Genomic DNA, 16,024 nt, shown 5'->3' with positions numbered 1-16,024 from the left:
CCTCTATGATCGCAACGGCATCGTTTTAGGCGAGTAGACCAGCGCGACATTTCAGCCGCATTTCCATCTCCGTCGTTTCGCGGCGCATGTGAGCGGGCGGCTCCAGGCGAGGCAGGCGTGAACAAGTATTATACCATTACCGAGCTGACACGGGAATTCGGCGTTTCAACCCGTACGCTGCGCTTCTATGAGGACGAGGGACTGATCCATCCGGAGCGTCGCGGCCGCACCCGGCTGTTTCGCGCCGCCGATCGCCGCCTGATCATGGAAATCCTGCGCGGTCGCCGCATCGGTTTCACCATCGCCGAAATCCGCGAGATCATTCAGGTCTATCGCGATCCGCCAGGTGAGGCCGGCCAATTGCGCCTGCTGATGAAGCGCGTCGAGGAAAAGCGCGACGAACTCAACCAGAAGCGCAAGGACATCGAGGAGACCCTTGAGGAACTCAACAATGTCGAGGAAGCCTGCCTGACGCGCCTTGCCGAAATCGGTGTCGGCACCTGATTCCTGTCGTGCGGATTCCGCGCTGATCTTCCATCTTTGCCGGGTGTAATGAATAGCCGCGAACGCGCAGCGTGTGCGTCACAGCACATTCACGGCTGCATGCAATATCGCCTTCGTCCCACAATCGGAGGCTTGCATGTCAGATCGTCAGAAAACCCGCGCCCGGCCCAATCCACGCCGCGCCTTCTCTTCTTCCTATGGTCAAATTCTCGCGGAAGGCGTCAGCCGCCGCACAGTCCTGAAGGGCTTGTTCGGCTCCGCGGCAATCGCCGCCGTCGGCCACGGCTTTTCCGCCGCGCCGGCTCACGCTGCCGAGACATCCAGCCTGACGTTCAAGGAATTGCAGCGCGTCCGCGATGCCGCCGACCACTGGCCGGAGGGCTACGGCCGGCAGATCCTCGCCCGCTGGGGCGATGCGCTGTTTCCCGACAGCCCGGCCTTCAACATTGCCAGCCTCGACGGCAAGGCTGCGGAACGTCAGTTCGGTTACAACAACGACTTCACCCAATTCCTGTCCCTGCCGCAGGGTTCGACCGCGTCGGATAGCGGCCTGATGGTTGTCAGCCACGAATATGCGACGCCCTATCTGATGTTTCCGGGGCTGACGGACGAGGATTATCGCGAGAAACTGACCGACGCTCAGATCCGCACGCTGATGAGTTGTCTTGGCGCCAGCATCTTCGAGGTCAAAAAGACCGGCAAGGACTGGCAGATCGTGCTCGACAGCAAATATAACCGCCGTATCCACATGGGCACTGAAATGGCGATTTCCGGACCGGCGGCCGGTGACGACCGGCTGAAGACCAAGGCGGACCCGACCGGCAAGCTGGTGTTCGGCACCATTTCCAACTGCAACGGCGGCATCACGCCCTGGGGAACGATGCTGTCGGGCGAGGAAGGCGCGATGGATGTGTTCGCCGGCGACTACAAGACCTTGGCCAATCAGGAATTGGTCGAGCGCCAGGGCTGGGACGAGGACGAGAACGACATCTATTCCGTCAGCCGGATCGAGCCCCGCTTCAAGTTCGAGGAGGAGCCGAACGAATGGATGCGCTTCGACTGGGTCGTCGAGATCGATCCGTTCGACCCGACTGCCAAGCCGGTCAAGCGCACGTCGCTCGGCCGCATGACGCATGAAGGCGCACAGGTGACGGTTGCCCCGGATGGCCGTGTCGTCGTGTTCATGGGCGATGATGACGATTTCGAATATCTCTACCGCTTCGTCACGCGCGATCCTTGGAACCCCAACGACAGGGCCGCCAACAAAGACCTGCTCGACAACGGTACCCTGTCCGTCGCGAAGTTCGCCAGTGACGGCACGATGACGTGGCTGCCGTTGGCAGCAGGCCAGGGGCCGCTAACGACTGAGGCCGGTTTTGCCACGCAGGCGGACGTGGTGCTGAACACGCGTGCCGCCGCTGACCTCGTCGGCGCAACGCCGATGGACGCGCCGGAGGGTTTCGTTCCGCATCACGGCACCGGCAAGCTCTACGTGGCCATGACTGAAAACGAGGACCGTCTTCCGGCCGGCGAGGGCGACGAGGACGAGCGCGTCGATGCTGCCAACCCGCGTGGCCCGAATTCGCATGGCCATCTTCTGGAACTCGTGCCTCCGGGTGCACCGGACAAGCCGGACCATGCCGGCGATACGTTCAAGTGGGATGTCTTCGTGCTTTGCGGCGATCCGTCGAAGCCTGAAGACGAGGCCATGTTCAATTCGGCCACGACGGCGTCCGGCTGGTTCACCGATCCCGACAATCTTGGTGTCGATCCCGCCGGTCATCTCTGGGTGACGACGGATGGCCCGCCGCCGGAAGGCATCGCCGATTCGATGTATGTCATGGATACGGAAGGACCGGGCAGGGCGTTGCCTAAGCTCTTCTACATTGCGCCCATCGGCTCGGAATGCTGTTCCCCGACCTTCACACCGGATGGCGCCAACCTGTTCGTTTCCGTCCAGCATCCGGGTGAACTGCGGCTGGCCGACAATGAAGATGCGACGACGATCGCGGAAGCCGGCACATCCTGGCCGGATTTTGCCGATGGCATGCCAGCGCGTCCGTCGCTGGTGGTGATCACCCGTGACGATAACGGCGTCGTCGGGAGCTGATTTTTGATAGAAGCCGCAGCCGGTGGGATCAAATCCACCGGTTGGTGGCGCGGCAATAGCGCTCGAACTCGAAGCCGTAACGCGAGAGAAGATGCAGTTCCTCGTTGCGAACCGCAAAGGCGGTAGTAACGGGGACCGCAACGCTCGCCATGATGATGAACCAGGGATTGAGATTGATGAGGCCGAAGCCGACCATCAGGATCGTATAACCCAGGTAAATCGGGTTCCGGGTATAGCGAAATGGTCCGCAGGTCACGAGATGAGACGAGCATCGATGCGGCATGACCGCCGTATGCCGTTCGATCAGGGTTTTCATCGCCCAGATATCCAGCGAAACAGCCATGGTGATTAGCGCTGCACCCGCCAGCCAGGGCGCCCAGCCATGGCTATGGGAAACCGAAATCGGTGCCCATCGCCCCAGCATGACCGCGCACAGCATCACCACCAGATAGAGGGCGGGCGGCCATGGGTATGTCATCGGCTTGGCGCGATAGGCGTTCATGTCCTATTCCTTGGCTTGTGCGTCCATGGTGCATTGGGATGCGATGCTCTGGATGCGTTCGTCCGTGTTGACATCGATCTTGCCGGTGTTGAGCGGCTCGAACAGGTTCTCTTCCATCAGCTTGTCCAGCGTGCAGCCGCAGAACTTCGTGCACATTTCGGCCGTTTCGGTCTTGGTGCAGGTCGCTACGCAACTGGCGCGAAAGCTCTCGACCGGATCCGGTTTTGCTGCCGGAAAGCCGAGCGAATAGACATAGACCAGCGCAAACAGCAGCGGCTGATGCAGAAGGTAGATCGCAAGGCTATGGCGGCCTGCGGTCGAGAGAATGCTTTTCCAGCGGGCACTTCCGTCACTCCGTATTTTGTCGAACCAGCCGAATCGCAGGGCGAGGCGCGCAACTGCGATGCCGACGAGGAACGGCGCCAGCCAGGGCAGCAGCGGCACATAGTCGTTGGAGCGTGGCAGCTTCTGTGGAAGCCCGACCCACAAGAGCGCCGGTGCATCGAAAACTGCTGAACGCAGATAGAAGGGGGCCGCGAAAACCGCCGCCGCCACGATCAGCGTCAGCAGAGGAGGCCGCCGCAGGAAGAGAAGGCCGATCAGACTGGCCGCGGCGATGGCATGCAGGATGCCGAAGAAGATGAACGCATCCGGGAAGGCGAACCAGGTGGCGATGGTGATGACAAGCGCCGCACCGGCGATCTTCGCGAAACGGATGGCGAAGGGGCGGACACGGATGACGGGATAATGCCCGAGAACGAGGCTCACACCTGCGAGGAACAGGAATGTGCCGGCAATCATGCGGGCATACATCTTGAAGGCGCCGGTACCGACCATCTGCGGATCGAGGTAGCCGAAGAAGCCAAGGTCCCACGAAAAGTGGTAGCTCGCCATGGCGATCAGGGCGACGCCGCGAAGGGCGTCGATCGCCCAGAGACGGCCGCGCGGTAAGGCCGGCGGCAGCGTCCCGTTATCGCTTTCGGTGACTGCGTTGGTAATCGACATGGCTCAATCTTTTCCAATGGTCGGGAATATACGGCGGCGAGCTTGCGCCAGGCGCGACGAATCAGCTGCCGTTACGAGGATTTCAGGCGTTTGCGTCGTCAAGAAGGGCGGCGCGCGCTTCCGAATAGAATTGCCGCCGGGTCAGGACGAAGATGACGAAGATCGTCAGCGCGATGAAGACGTAGGGGCTGACGAACCAGCCGAGATAGCCGATCGACAGGAACACGCTGCGCAGGCCGGCATTGAAATGCTTGGCGGCGAGGATGTTCATCTTGACCGCGCGGTTGGCGGCGCGCTCGGCCGCCGCTTTGTCCTGCAGCATGTCCGACATCATCGGAATGCCGCCGATCAGGATGGAGCAGTAGTTGAACAGGCGGTAGGACCAGGCGAACTTGAAGAAGGCATAGGCGAACAGGCAGGCGAGGCCACCGACCTTGAGTTCGAAACTGCTGCGGCCGCCGTGAAACACGTAGGGCAGGTCACTCATGATCGTCTGGACTTGCTCGGTGGCGCCGAGCAGGGCGAAACAGCCGCCGAGCGCGAAGATGGTGGTCGAGGCAAAAAATGCCGTGCCGGCCTGCAGTCCCGCGACGATCTGCGTATCGATCATCTTCAGGTCGCGGTTCAGCGAATTCAAGATCCAGCGCCGCCGGTTCTCCATCATCAACCGGGTGAGGCTGACGCGCTTCAACTGGACCTTGCCGTCCGTAGCCCAGTTGTAGCCGGTCCAGAGAGCCGCGAAAACCGCCAGTGCGATATAGTCTGTGAGTGTCATGCGCCGTTTTTGGCATGCTTCGCCGAAATTGCAAGGGAATGCGAAAGTTTGCCAGGCCTCTTGAAATCCTGCGCCGGGCGTGCCGACTTATGGGACGGTGTCGTGGTCCAGCCATGTCACATGCCTTCGTGTCGCATGCGCGTGACCGGATGTCGGTTGATCGCCTGATGGGGACCGCAGGATGGCCTAGTTTCGGTGTAATAGCAGCGGTTCGTCCATGGTGGACGGCTTTCAGTCCCAATCCAGTCCTCAGGGCGGAGTTCGAATGTTTCTTTCGGTTTTTGATGTCTTCAAGATCGGTATCGGCCCGTCCAGTTCGCACACGATGGGTCCGATGTCTGCGGCGAATCGTTTCCTCGACCTGATCCTGTCGAGCGACTGGCCGCGGCCCGGCAATGCCAGTGTCGCGTCGATCAAGGCGAGCCTGCACGGTTCGCTTGCCTTCACCGGGATCGGTCACGGCTCGGGCAGGGCGGTTGTTCTCGGGCTGATGGGAGAGCGGCCGGACCGCGTCGATCCTGATCGCATGGACCCGATCATCGACGAGGTCGAGCGCACCGGCCGCATCACGCCGCCGGGGCATCCGGCTTACGAATTCCAGCCGAAGACCGATCTTGTTTTCGACAAGAAGGTGCCGCTACCGGGGCATGCCAACGGCATGTCCTTCTCTGCATTCGACAAGGATGGCCGGCTTCTCTTGAGGCGCATCTATTATTCGATCGGCGGCGGCTTCGTCGTCACCGATACCGAGTTGGATGCGATGAAGAACAGCAAGGCCAAGCCCGGTGGCGTCAAGGTTCCCTATCCCTTCTCCTCCGCCAAGCAGATGCTGGAAATGGCGGACCGTTCCGGCCTGTCGATCGCCCAGATGAAGCGCGCCAATGAAGAAGTCTCGATGTCGCGCGAGGAGCTTGATGAGGGCCTCGACCGGATCTGGGACGCGATGAAGAGCTGTATTGATCGCGGTCTCAACGGCTCTGGTATCCTACCGGGTGGCCTCAAGGTTCGCCGTCGCGCCGGCATGATCCATGACAAGCTGCAGGACGAATGGCGCTCCAACAAGGTCAACCCGCTGCTCGCCAACGACTGGCTGAGCGTCTACGCCATGGCGGTCAACGAGGAGAATGCGGCCGGTGGCCGTGTCGTCACCTCGCCAACCAACGGCGCCGCCGGCGTCGTGCCGGCAACGATCCGCTATTATCTTCATTTCCATGACGACGCAGATCATCACGGTATCCGCGATTACCTGCTAACGGCCGCCGCGGTTGGCGGCATCATCAAGTTCAATGCCTCGATCTCCGGTGCTGAAGTCGGCTGTCAGGGCGAGGTCGGTTCGGCCTCGGCGATGGCAGCGGCGGGACTGGCAGCGGTGATGGGCGGCACGCCCGAACAGATCGAGAATGCGGCCGAAATCGCGCTGGAGCATCACCTCGGCATGACCTGCGATCCCATTGCCGGTCTCGTCCAGGTTCCCTGTATCGAGCGCAATGCCTTGGGCGCGGTCAAGGCCGTGACGGCGGCGTCGCTGGCCATCAAGGGCGATGGCCAGCATTTCGTGCCGCTGGATGCCTGCATCGAGACGATGCGCCAGACCGGTGTCGACATGCTGGACAAGTACAAGGAAACCTCGACCGGCGGCCTCGCCGTCAATGTCGTCGAGTGTTGAACTACTGGGATTGTGGAGTGGTCGAGAACGGACTTGACCACGACCATGCTGCGGGTGTTCAACTCCGCCCATGGCCTTGCATCTCATCAAACTCTGCGTCGGTGCGGATTCGATCGACGACCTTCGCGACTGGGTGGCTCGCCGCGCACTGACGGCCATCGCCGCCGGCCTCGAGCCGCATTCCACCCACACGACCCGCATGGTACCCAAACGTGTCGAGGAGCTGCTCGACGGCGGATCACTTTATTGGGTGATCAAGGGGCAGGTTCAGGCACGCCAGCAATTGACCGGCATCGAGACCTTCACGGACGCCGACGGGATCGGGCGCTGCAATCTCGTTCTTGGCCCCGAGGTTGTCGAGACCGCGCTTCAGCCCCGCCGGGCCTTTCAGGGCTGGCGTTACCTGCTCGACAATGAAGCGCCGCGCGATCTGACCGACCTGGGAGCAGCGGCCGACATGCCGATGGATCTCAGGCGCGAACTCGCCGAACTCGGCCTTCTCTGAAAAAGAACCTCTCAAAAGCAAAAGCCCGGCAGAACCGGGCTTTTCTCGTCGGGAATGAAACTGCTGTTTCAGCGGATTCGCATTCGGATCGGATAACGTCCCGACGGTGACGTCACGTGAACGTGTATCTGCGCTTCCGGCTGGGTCGAACGCCAGGCGCGTGCCCCATGCGTCAGAAGCAGCGTCACCAAATCCTTGGTCCTTGCCCGAGGCCGGCTGCCGAGTTCGGCAATGCGCATGGCTGCTTCGTGGAGCGGGTGCAGACCGGAACGTGGCGACTTGCGCTTCTTTTCCGGCAGGGGCGTGATGCCCGAACCATTCTCATTCATTCCCATAACTGACCTCGTTACGCACTACCAAATCCGAGGAGGATCACCGGCATACACACGCACCGGGGATCGAAACTTTACCGCAGGACATCCGGTCGCAAACAACTGCACGGGGAGAATCCTGCGTTCTTTAAAAGCTTACTGCTGGCTAGCCCAGCAGGCGAAGCCGTTGCGCTTGAGTGTCTTGCAGGCAGAGACAGCGTTGTTCTGGCTGGAGAAGCCGCCGAAACGGGCGCGGTACAGATGGCCGTCGCCGCTGGCGAACGCCACGGTGAACGGGGTGGCGCCACGCAGGGCCTTGCCGCCCTTGCTCTTGGCGTTTTCGAGCATGGTCATCGCCTGATCCTTGTCCGGCGTCGCACCGATCTGGATGACCCATCCCGACGGTGTGGCTTCGGATACCGGCTCCTCGGCAACCTTCTTCTTGGCGACCGAATTGGTGATCTGGTTATCAACATCGGCGGCCGGAACCGGGGCAGCCTTGGCGATCTTGCGGCTCTGGGCTTCCAGCGTGTTCGGCATGACGTTTTCCTTCAGGACCGGGTTGGCGCTGGCCTTGACCGGCTCGGCATAGGCCACTTCGATGCTCTTGGTGGTTTCTTCGCCATTGTAGCGGAAATCCGGAACCGGGCCGTTGTTCGGCAGGTTAAAGCTGCCGCCGGTTGCCGCCGCCGCCATTTCGGGCTGCTGTTCGACAGACTGCTGCTGCATGGTCGGCGCATCGGCCGTTTCGGCAACGAGGTTGCCACCGCCGCGGCGCGAGGCCATCGGCATGTATTTGGCAACGAGCGCACGCATCTGCGCATCGCGCGCACCGCCGGACTTGCCGCCGAGAACGACGCCGACAATGCTGCGTCCGTCAGCCTGGGCCGAGGTTACGAGATTGAAACCGGCAGCGTTGGTAAAACCGGTCTTGATGCCATCGACGCCACGCACATTGCCGAGCAAACGGTTGTGATTGCCGATCGTCTGCTTGCCGAACTTGAAGCTGCGGGTGGAGAAATAGCCGTAATACTGCGGAAAATGCTGACGCAGGGCCATGCCGAGACGGGCCTGGTCGCGTGCCGTCGTCATCTGCGCGTTGTTCGGCAGGCCGTTGGCGTTGCGATAGGTCGTGCGGGTCATGCCCAGCGCCCGCGCCTTGTTGGTCATGATGCGGGCGAAGCGGTCTTCGGAGCCACCCAGCATTTCGCCGAGCGCCGTGGAAGCATCATTCGCCGAGCGCGTCACCAGAGCCAGGATCGCCTGCTCGACAGTGATGGTCTTGCCCGCGCGCACGCCGAGTTTCGACGGCGGTTCGGCGGATGCGTTCTTGGAGAAGGGAACAGGCGTGTTCTTGGTGATCTTGCCGGCTTCGAGCGCTTCGAAGGTCAGGTAAAGCGTCATCATCTTGGTGAGAGATGCCGGATAGCGGAGGCTGTCGGCGTCTTCGCTATAGAGAACCTTGCCGGTTTTGGCATCGACGACGATGCCAGCATATTTTGCGGCCGAGGCAGCGGAGGCGAAAGCGATCGAGGCGACCATGGAGACCGCCAGAAACCGGCACGCCTTTTTGAAGAACTGGACGGGGGTGCGCTGAACGGAACCGTTGAATATTGATTTGGACACTGCACTACTCTTCATCGCATTTCTCACAAATATCGTCCGGGCGTCGCCTCCAGAAACGACCGTTCTGAAAACTCTATCGGGATAGCGTTACCAATCGGTTTATGATGAATGATTGGTTTCCATAATCGGACGCTTAATTCGAAGTCTGGGACAGGTCCCGGTGGCAATGGCGGGAGAGCGCCGGTTCCGGCGCCGTCCGTTGTCGATTTCAGGGAACCAGTTTGCTGGTCACATAATTTGCGACGGCGTTGTCGATGGCTTGCCATTGTGGCAGCAATTGGCTGGAAAAGCGGTAAAGCACAACAAGATCACGCCCGGCGTGAATATCGCGCTGGCAGTCCGCGCTCGTGGACATTTCGGGTGTCTTCGGCAGCATGCAGCGGACGGTGTAGGGCGTGGTTCCATCTCTGGCTGCCGTGAAGAACACTTCCTCGCCATAACCGGAGTTTTCCTTTAGCCCGTGATGCTCCAGGCCGGCGGGACCGGGCAGGGTCGTTCCGTCAAAAAGATGCTGGTAGATCGGCTCAAGCCGTCCCGACATGTCGCGCGACATAGTGCTCTGCGATATCTCCAGGAAAATCAGCGAGTCCGGCTGGTTGACATCGTTGAAGAGCGTGCGTGTCTCGTCGGTGTAGCCCTGCATGTCGGGCCAGGTCAGGTATAGGTCGGCACGTTCGACGACGCCGGTCGTGCGCTGTTCCTCGAATCGAATGACATTGGAGGGCAGGCGCAGGTGATCCTGTCCGATGAACAGGTCATTGGCTGCCGTGCTCGTTGTGTGTCCCGCCAGTGCTAGCCGTTCGCCATACCAGCGGCCGGCCACACTGATTGATGCAGTCAGCGCGGCAAGCCCGACAACCACAGCCGTCAGGCCATAGATGAAACGGGAAGAAATCAGGGGAGCATGATCTTCCGTGGCGGCGGCGAGGTTGCTTGTCATCGGCGGATCGCGTTCTTCATCCGGTTAAGAAAAGGTTTTGCCGGGCGCTTCCGTGTCTCGAATCGAAACAGCTTTTGCGGCACGCAAATTGCTCCAGCGAGGAATAACCTCAAAGCTGCTTCAACATGGTTAATTTTTGATGAATTTTATGACGCTCTTGACCCTGCTCGCCGCCGGCTTCGGTGTGTCCTTCATCGTGCTCGATGTCAGCCGGGTGGCGGCCCGTGGTCGCTGGCCGACTGCGCAGGAGGTCTGGAGCGACAATTTCCGGCCGTTCGCGGTTTTCCTGGCTGTCTTCGCCGGACCCGCTCTGTTTACCCAGTCCGTCTGGCGCATGTGGCGGGAGAGTGGGCTTGCTGCGATCGATACGGTTCTGGCTACCTTGGTGGCCATCGGTTGGGGTTGCTGCTACGGCATCGTCGTCACCCGCTGCGCCGGACTGGTCGGCTTGCAGCTTCTCTGAGCCAACCTGGCGTGACCTGCAAAAGAAAAAGGCCGGTTCCGGGGACAGCGGAACCGGCCAGCAGGGCCTTGGTCTTGGGACGGGGTTGGGGACTGACCGAAGCCCTTTTCATCCGCGAACCAGGCATCCTGAGCCGGTCCGCGTCTGTCTGCTAAACTTGTTACTGGCTGACGCTGCCGACGGCGGTCGTGCGGCCGTCCTGAAGCTTGACCCAGCGGCCGGAATTCTTTTCAGACTGCCGCTTGAGGAAGGTGTATTCCGTCTCCGACCACAGCAGCACCTTGTTGCGCATGTTGTCGAGAACGAAGTCGCCGCGATCAGTCCGGACGGTCAGCACCGCATGGCCTTCGCCATTGGGCTGCAGCACCACGGTGATCAGCAGGTTGGCGGGAGAGAAGCCTGCCTGCATCAACATCCTGCGCTTGAGGAGAACGTAGTCTTCGCAATCTCCAACCTTGTCGGGATAGGCCCAGCGTTCTTCAACGCCGAAGATTCCCTTGTCCGTCATCGGCGTGATTGCCTCGTTGACGTCGTAGTTGACCTCGAGGATTTTCTTCCAGCCGTCACGAGTGAGCACCGTCGGTTCGGTGCTGCCGGGGTTGGCGCGGCATTCCTGCGGCATGCTCTTGCAGAACTCGTAATGTCCGACGGGCGGATTGCTCGGGCCTGCGGTGGTCATGTTCGCCGGAAAGGCGAGAGCCGCTTGCGCTGCCAGTCCAGTAAAGAATGCGCCGAGCAGGCCGGCCTTCAGGAATGTTTTCGTTGTCATGTTTGTCTCCCCGTTCTGGAGATGACAATGACAGCGAGTTTTTTATCGCTCGCGAAGATCAGAAGTAAAAATAAGTACAAAAACGAGTGAAATAAGTATAAAATTAAAATTGAACTTGAATCGATATTGATGCGTTTTCGATTCAAATACGCATAAAATTTAACGAAAATTCGCTGATTTCCGCATTTTGCGGCAAATCGTTAACGATGCAAGCCCTTGTATATATTGTGCGGGGATGATGGCAGGCAGCTGATGGCTCCGGCAGCGGCGCCGTTTGCGGCCGTACGACCGGTCGATCGAACATCCGAAAGTAACGTCGAAACTGGACTTCGCATGCCGAATTCAGTGTAGATTTCACGGCAGATTTGCGTCCGATGTTGCCAAAATTATTTTCGTTCTGGCACATTTTTTTTGAACAAGCGCTGATTACAGCCGAGAAATGGCCGGATGTGCGCCAGAATGAACCACCCGAGTTCGTAAAATCGCAGGACTGCGGTGAGACGGTGTTTCGAAATGGAATGATTTCGGGTGCTGGTCGAGCCGCTAAGTGGTCACGTGGCGGACAGCATTATACCGGTTCGCTTGGTGCGACCCATTGTTTTAGCCTGCGATGAAAAGGAGCGGTGCGTCGCAGTCACGCATGGCGTGCCGGAACTGACGGACTGGATTGTTTCAGAGAAACTCGCGGAGCGCGTCGCGCGATTGAATTCCGTTGAATTCGATCGCAATGCCTTCCTGGAAGTGCCGGACGACGCGGCCCTTCATGCTGCCGAGAAGGACGGATGTGCCGAGTGGGAGACGCGTTTCCATGTCGACAGCGGCACCGGAAAGCGAAAGGTCGATGATTCGGCAGACATATTTGCTGCCGTCCTCGAGCGTGATTTCAGTCCGGACCTTGCGCGGCGCAAGGCGATCGTGCCGGCGGTCTTCCGGCAGGCCGAGTTCGTGCTTGTTGGCAATCCAGGTAAGCTGGGCCGCGAGCTTTTCGCGCTTGCGATCGGTTGCGGTGATCTGGATGACGAAGGCATTTTCAGCGAGGCGCGAAACAGTGCCCTCAAGACGACCGACGTGATCGACATAGGCGATGATGCGTTCACCGGTGCGCGGGCGCGCATCGCAGGTGAACAGAACGTCACCCGGCGACATATCGATCGCGGTGCATTCGAATTCGTCGTGGTTTGCAAGCATCAACCGGCCGGTCAGGTTCACCGAGACGCGTTGGAACGCACCTTCGTTGTGTTGCTTGGGGCCGCCGTTTTGTGCTTGTTGAAACGAATACATGACCACACGTGCGCGATGTCTATCCGACCAACAGCTTTACGCCCATCCGGTTAACAGAAGGTTTTTCTGAATGCGGATTTCCAGATCGCGTTAATCGCGGCGCCCGCCTTCGAAAACCCTGAGATGCAGAACGCGGCGAATTGCCCCGGCGAGGCTCTGGTTTGCCACGTTTGGTTGCCGTGAGGGCAGGGGAATTTCGGGACGGTTCTGCAGGAACAGACTGGTCTTTTCGACGTCGAGCACGCGAATGCCGTCGAGATCGAGGAAGTTGACCGGTGTCGCCTCCAGCCAGAGCGGCCGTGTCAGCGGCACCAGCGACCCGATGATCCGGTCGACGCCGCCATCGGGCGATCGCAGCGGCAGAAGAATGATTTCCGTTGGCAGGCGATCGGCGCTCCCCGCCAGCGCAGATGCCGACAGGACGACCGGCGACTTGTGCTGCATGACTTCGCTCGCTACCCGCCGCAATCGTCCGGTCTGTTCGCCCAGCCAAAGCGCGTCGAATGTCGAACCGCGCAATTCGCGTGCGAACAGGGCGCAGATTCGCGTGCCAGCCAGCCGGAAGCGGATGTCACCGTTTGCCGATTTCTCCAGAATGAACAGATCCGCCAGGATGTTTCGAATGTGAGCAGGTTCGATCTGGTTGCGGGAGGGCACATCACGGTGCCCCCGCAGTTCGTCCCAGTAGGCGTAGATTTCGATGGCGGTCTTGCTGCGCATGCTGTGATTCCAATTGAAACGCTCTGTGCCGGTTTGGCACGGTCGGCGAAGGGAAAATGGCCCTTGGGATCAACAGTGCGAATTTCGTGCCAGCCGGACATTAAGGTTAATGTTTGGTTTAGATTGATCGGCAAAGGCAGTGGTGGCATTGAAGGACATCACTTCACGAAGGGTTGCCTTCGGCACACAAAACTTGGGCTCGGGGTTTTTGGGGGCTCACCGGCCGTTCAGTCAGTCGACTGGACGGCCTTTTTTTCGTTCGCGGTACGAGGGCATGGTGCCCGTGCGAAAAACTGCCGCGCTTGCGCCGCTTTTGGCCTGTCCCTGAATCGTGTAGAGCGAAGCAAGGAACAGGCGGGTCTAGTCCGCGGAAAGAACCATGAGCAGCATGACAGACCAGACGGACGGCGCCTTGCCGCCGGAAAGTGCGGAGCCGGAAAAGCCGCAGAGGCCACGTGAGCCCGCATTCAACCTGCCATTCGGCCTTGTCGTCATTCTGGCCGTACTCGTTGGCATCCATGTGGTCAGGACATATTTCCTGTCCGTGGCCGCCGACAATGAACTGGTGTTCAATTTCGCCTTCCTGCCGGCGCGTTATGATCACGCCCTGTCCGACCAAAGCCTGGCCTGGCTCTGGACCCCCGTCACCTATTCCTTCCTGCATGGCTCCTGGGAGCACCTGATCTTCAACGGTTTCTGGATGGTCGCCTTCGGCGCGCCGGTGATCCGCCGGATCGGCATGGCGCGGCTGGCGGTCTTCTGGTGTCTGTCGGCGATCGCGGCCGTCGCCCTGCATACGGTCTTCCACTGGGGCGCGATGATCGTCGTGGTTGGCGCCTCCGGTGTCGTGGCAGGCCTGATGGGCGCCGCCGCCCGTTTCGTCTTTTCGCCCAGCGGCCGGATCAGCCGACAGTTTGCCCATCTCAACCGTCGTTTGCCGATTGCGGAAGCGCTGTCGAATCGCTCCGTGGTGATGTTCGCGGGCATCTGGTTCCTGACCAATCTCCTGATCGGTCTCGGCCTTTTCGCTTTCGGCGGCCCCGGCGGTATAGCCTGGGAAGCGCATATCGGCGGTTTCCTGTTCGGCTTCTTTCTGTTTGGCCTTTTCGACCCTCGGGACTGACGCTCAATATGAGCGGCATTGTGGAGAAAGCTTGATTTTCCCCGGACGGTAGCGCACCATTCTCGTCCGAAGGCGGCGTCGTCGAGGAGTTCGGTCAGCCGCCGATGGGCAGAAACGCGACAGGAATGAACTGTGTCTTGCGGATTGGTCCTTGATCGGGGGCGCGTCACCCGTGCCTCCGCTCCGCCAATGCCCCCGTCAGATTCAGGTCGCTGAAACGGGAGGGTACGAATGTCTGTAAAAGCAATCCTCAATGAAAAGGGCCGTCAGGTGGTGACGGTCGAAGCGCAGTCCGTCGTGCGCGACGCTGTCCGCCTCTTGCACGAAAACCGCATCGGCGCGGTGATTATCGTCAAGCCGGGCGACAAGATCGCCGGGATCCTGACGGAGCGGGACGTCGTGGCCGCCATGGCCAAATACGGTGCCGGATGTCTCGACAAGCCTGTCTCGAGCGTCATGTGGTCGAAGGTTCACAGCTGCAACGAAGACATGAGCATCAACGACATCATGGAAATCATGAACAACATGCGCGCCCGGCATTTGCCGGTGGAACGCAACGGCCGCCTCGTCGGCATCGTCTCGATCGGCGACGCCGTGCGCCACCATATCCGTGCCATCGAACACGAAGCCGAACAAATCAAGGCCTATATCGCCGGCTGAGATCGCCATTAGTGAATGAAAAATGCCGCGTTGCCTGGAAGCCGCGCGGCATTGTCATTTCCGGAGATGCCTTTGCTCAGCGCACCATCACGTCCTGAAGCCGCTGCAACTCCGAGAGCTTCGACTTGGTTTCGTAATAGCCGCGGTCGATGGCCTCGCCGGCGCGGTGGAATTCCGAAAGACCGATATCGTTGAGTTTCGGATGCAGCGCCAGATCCGGCGGGTCGCCGGCGAGCCGCGCGCGCGAAATTCGGTCTTGGATGATGTTGAACGCCTGCACCATGACGCCGGTCATGCCGAGCCGGGTCTGTTCTTCCGGCTGCTTCGACGGGCGCGGCTGTTCGACCGCCTGGGTGCCGGCATTATGCTTGATCACGGCGGAGCGGCCGTAGAGGTCGTAATGCAGGTTGACGGCGACGACGAGTTGCTGCTCGTGCGCACGGCAGACCGAAACCGGAACCGGATTGACGATGGCGCCGTCGATCAGCGTGCGATTGTTGCATTTCACAGGTTCGAAAATGCCAGGCAGGGCGTAGGAGGCGCGGATCGCGGTGATCAGCGATCCCTGGCCGATCCAGACCTCGTGGCCGGTATTGACCTCTGCCGCCACCGCGACGAAGGGCCGGTCGAGGCTTTCGATGGTCATGTCCTTCAGATGTTCTTGCATGCGCTTGGTTAGCCGCAATCCGCCGAACAGGCCGCCGCCGCCGATGGCGAAGTCGAGCAGGCCGGCGATGCGGCGCATGGTCAGGGAACGGGCGAAGGATTCGAGTTCGTCGAGCTTGCCGGCAAGATAACAGCCGCCGACAAGGGCACCGATCGAGGTGCCGGCGATCATGCCGACTTCGATGCCTTCTTCGTCGAGTGCCTTGAGGACGCCGATATGCGCCCAGCCGCGGGCAGCGCCGCCGCCCAGCGCGAGCGCGATCTTCGACTTCGCCGGTTTTGTCTCAAGAGGGGGAGGAGTGGTGAGAGCGTGGGATGGGCCGCCGGGCGCCGATGCGTCTGCCGTGATGCCGCTTCGATTGAATGTCCAGTTCAACATCCGGCACCTCCATGCCGCA

Annotated in this window: 17 protein-coding genes; 7 read left to right on the top strand and 10 right to left on the bottom strand. The window is 60.4% G+C overall.

The genetic code is table 11. The features are described 5' to 3' along the window. The first annotated feature begins 117 nt into the window (after positions 1–117). On the top strand, positions 118–504 hold the full coding sequence (locus ASG68_RS23245) for a MerR family transcriptional regulator (protein ID WP_062585390.1): 387 nt from the start codon (positions 118–120) through the stop codon (positions 502–504). 136 nt (positions 505–640) lie between these two features. Continuing rightward, entirely contained in the window at positions 641–2,614 is a 1,974-nt protein-coding gene (locus ASG68_RS23240) for a PhoX family protein (RefSeq protein WP_062585391.1), read from the top strand. A 28-nt stretch (positions 2,615–2,642) separates the two neighbouring features. Here ASG68_RS23240 and ASG68_RS23235 read toward each other — a convergent pair whose 3' ends face one another. From ASG68_RS23235 to ASG68_RS23225, 3 genes are all read right to left on the bottom strand, one after another. Beyond that, positions 2,643–3,116 (bottom strand): methyltransferase family protein, encoded by a 474-nt coding sequence (locus ASG68_RS23235; RefSeq protein ID WP_062585393.1) that lies wholly within the window; start codon positions 3,114–3,116, stop codon positions 2,643–2,645. Between the two features lie 3 nt (positions 3,117–3,119). Then, positions 3,120–4,121 carry a heparan-alpha-glucosaminide N-acetyltransferase gene (locus tag ASG68_RS23230; protein WP_062585396.1) on the bottom strand — a complete coding sequence of 334 codons (1,002 nt, stop codon included), beginning with the start codon at positions 4,119–4,121 and terminating at the stop codon, positions 3,120–3,122. Positions 4,122–4,203: 82 nt separating this feature from the next. Continuing rightward, entirely contained in the window at positions 4,204–4,896 is a 693-nt protein-coding gene (locus ASG68_RS23225; protein ID WP_062585398.1) for a DUF599 domain-containing protein, read from the bottom strand. Positions 4,897–5,161: 265 nt separating this feature from the next. Here ASG68_RS23225 and ASG68_RS23220 point away from each other — a divergent pair, with 265 nt between their 5' ends. Further along, positions 5,162–6,562 (top strand): L-serine ammonia-lyase, encoded by a 1,401-nt coding sequence (locus ASG68_RS23220; RefSeq protein WP_062585400.1) that lies wholly within the window; start codon positions 5,162–5,164, stop codon positions 6,560–6,562. A 70-nt stretch (positions 6,563–6,632) separates the two neighbouring features. After that, the gene (locus tag ASG68_RS23215; RefSeq protein WP_062585402.1) at positions 6,633–7,067 is read left to right on the top strand and encodes a DUF1489 family protein; all 435 of its coding nucleotides are present in this window, start codon (positions 6,633–6,635) and stop codon (positions 7,065–7,067) included. A gap of 68 nt (positions 7,068–7,135) precedes the next feature. On the opposite strand, the gene ASG68_RS23210 is transcribed toward ASG68_RS23215, so the two are convergent. The 3 genes from ASG68_RS23210 to ASG68_RS23200 form a co-directional block, all read right to left on the bottom strand. Beyond that, entirely contained in the window at positions 7,136–7,402 is a 267-nt protein-coding gene (locus ASG68_RS23210) for a hypothetical protein (protein WP_062585404.1), read from the bottom strand. Between the two features lie 132 nt (positions 7,403–7,534). Continuing rightward, complete coding sequence (locus ASG68_RS23205; RefSeq protein ID WP_062585406.1) at positions 7,535–9,019, bottom strand: SPOR domain-containing protein; 1,485 nt, start codon at positions 9,017–9,019, stop codon at positions 7,535–7,537. 193 nt (positions 9,020–9,212) lie between these two features. Next, positions 9,213–9,944 carry a hypothetical protein gene (locus ASG68_RS23200; RefSeq protein WP_062585407.1) on the bottom strand — a complete coding sequence of 244 codons (732 nt, stop codon included), beginning with the start codon at positions 9,942–9,944 and terminating at the stop codon, positions 9,213–9,215. Positions 9,945–10,092: 148 nt separating this feature from the next. Here ASG68_RS23200 and ASG68_RS23195 point away from each other — a divergent pair, with 148 nt between their 5' ends. Then, complete coding sequence (locus ASG68_RS23195) at positions 10,093–10,407, top strand: DUF6949 family protein (RefSeq protein WP_156373656.1); 315 nt, start codon at positions 10,093–10,095, stop codon at positions 10,405–10,407. A 160-nt stretch (positions 10,408–10,567) separates the two neighbouring features. Here ASG68_RS23195 and ASG68_RS23190 read toward each other — a convergent pair whose 3' ends face one another. From ASG68_RS23190 to ASG68_RS23180, 3 genes are all read right to left on the bottom strand, one after another. Further along, the gene (locus ASG68_RS23190; RefSeq protein WP_062585411.1) at positions 10,568–11,176 is read right to left on the bottom strand and encodes a transglutaminase-like cysteine peptidase; all 609 of its coding nucleotides are present in this window, start codon (positions 11,174–11,176) and stop codon (positions 10,568–10,570) included. 672 nt (positions 11,177–11,848) lie between these two features. Then, on the bottom strand, positions 11,849–12,457 hold the full coding sequence (locus ASG68_RS23185; protein WP_062585413.1) for a PilZ domain-containing protein: 609 nt from the start codon (positions 12,455–12,457) through the stop codon (positions 11,849–11,851). A gap of 90 nt (positions 12,458–12,547) precedes the next feature. Then, positions 12,548–13,177, bottom strand: coding sequence for a PAS domain-containing protein (locus ASG68_RS23180; protein ID WP_062602142.1), 630 nt, complete (start codon positions 13,175–13,177; stop codon positions 12,548–12,550). A 388-nt stretch (positions 13,178–13,565) separates the two neighbouring features. On the opposite strand from ASG68_RS23180, the gene ASG68_RS23175 reads away from it, so the two are divergent. Both ASG68_RS23175 and ASG68_RS23170 read left to right on the top strand, forming a co-directional pair. Beyond that, positions 13,566–14,300, top strand: a complete 735-nt coding sequence (locus tag ASG68_RS23175; protein ID WP_062585843.1) for a rhomboid family intramembrane serine protease — start codon at positions 13,566–13,568, stop codon at positions 14,298–14,300. A gap of 231 nt (positions 14,301–14,531) precedes the next feature. Next, positions 14,532–14,960, top strand: a complete 429-nt coding sequence (locus ASG68_RS23170) for a CBS domain-containing protein (RefSeq protein WP_062585417.1) — start codon at positions 14,532–14,534, stop codon at positions 14,958–14,960. Positions 14,961–15,036: 76 nt separating this feature from the next. Here the strand turns inward: ASG68_RS23170 and ASG68_RS23165 are convergent, their stop codons facing one another. Continuing rightward, positions 15,037–16,005: a patatin-like phospholipase family protein gene (locus tag ASG68_RS23165; RefSeq protein WP_062585419.1), complete on the bottom strand. Its 969-nt coding sequence runs from the start codon at positions 16,003–16,005 to the stop codon at positions 15,037–15,039. Positions 16,006–16,024 lie beyond the last annotated feature (19 nt).

It is taken from the genome of Rhizobium sp. Leaf453 (genome assembly GCF_001425605.1).
Taxonomy (GTDB): Bacteria; Pseudomonadota; Alphaproteobacteria; order Rhizobiales; family Rhizobiaceae; genus Pararhizobium.
Note: the sequence above shows the minus strand (reverse complement) of the source record. Positions and strands in the feature narration are given on the sequence as shown.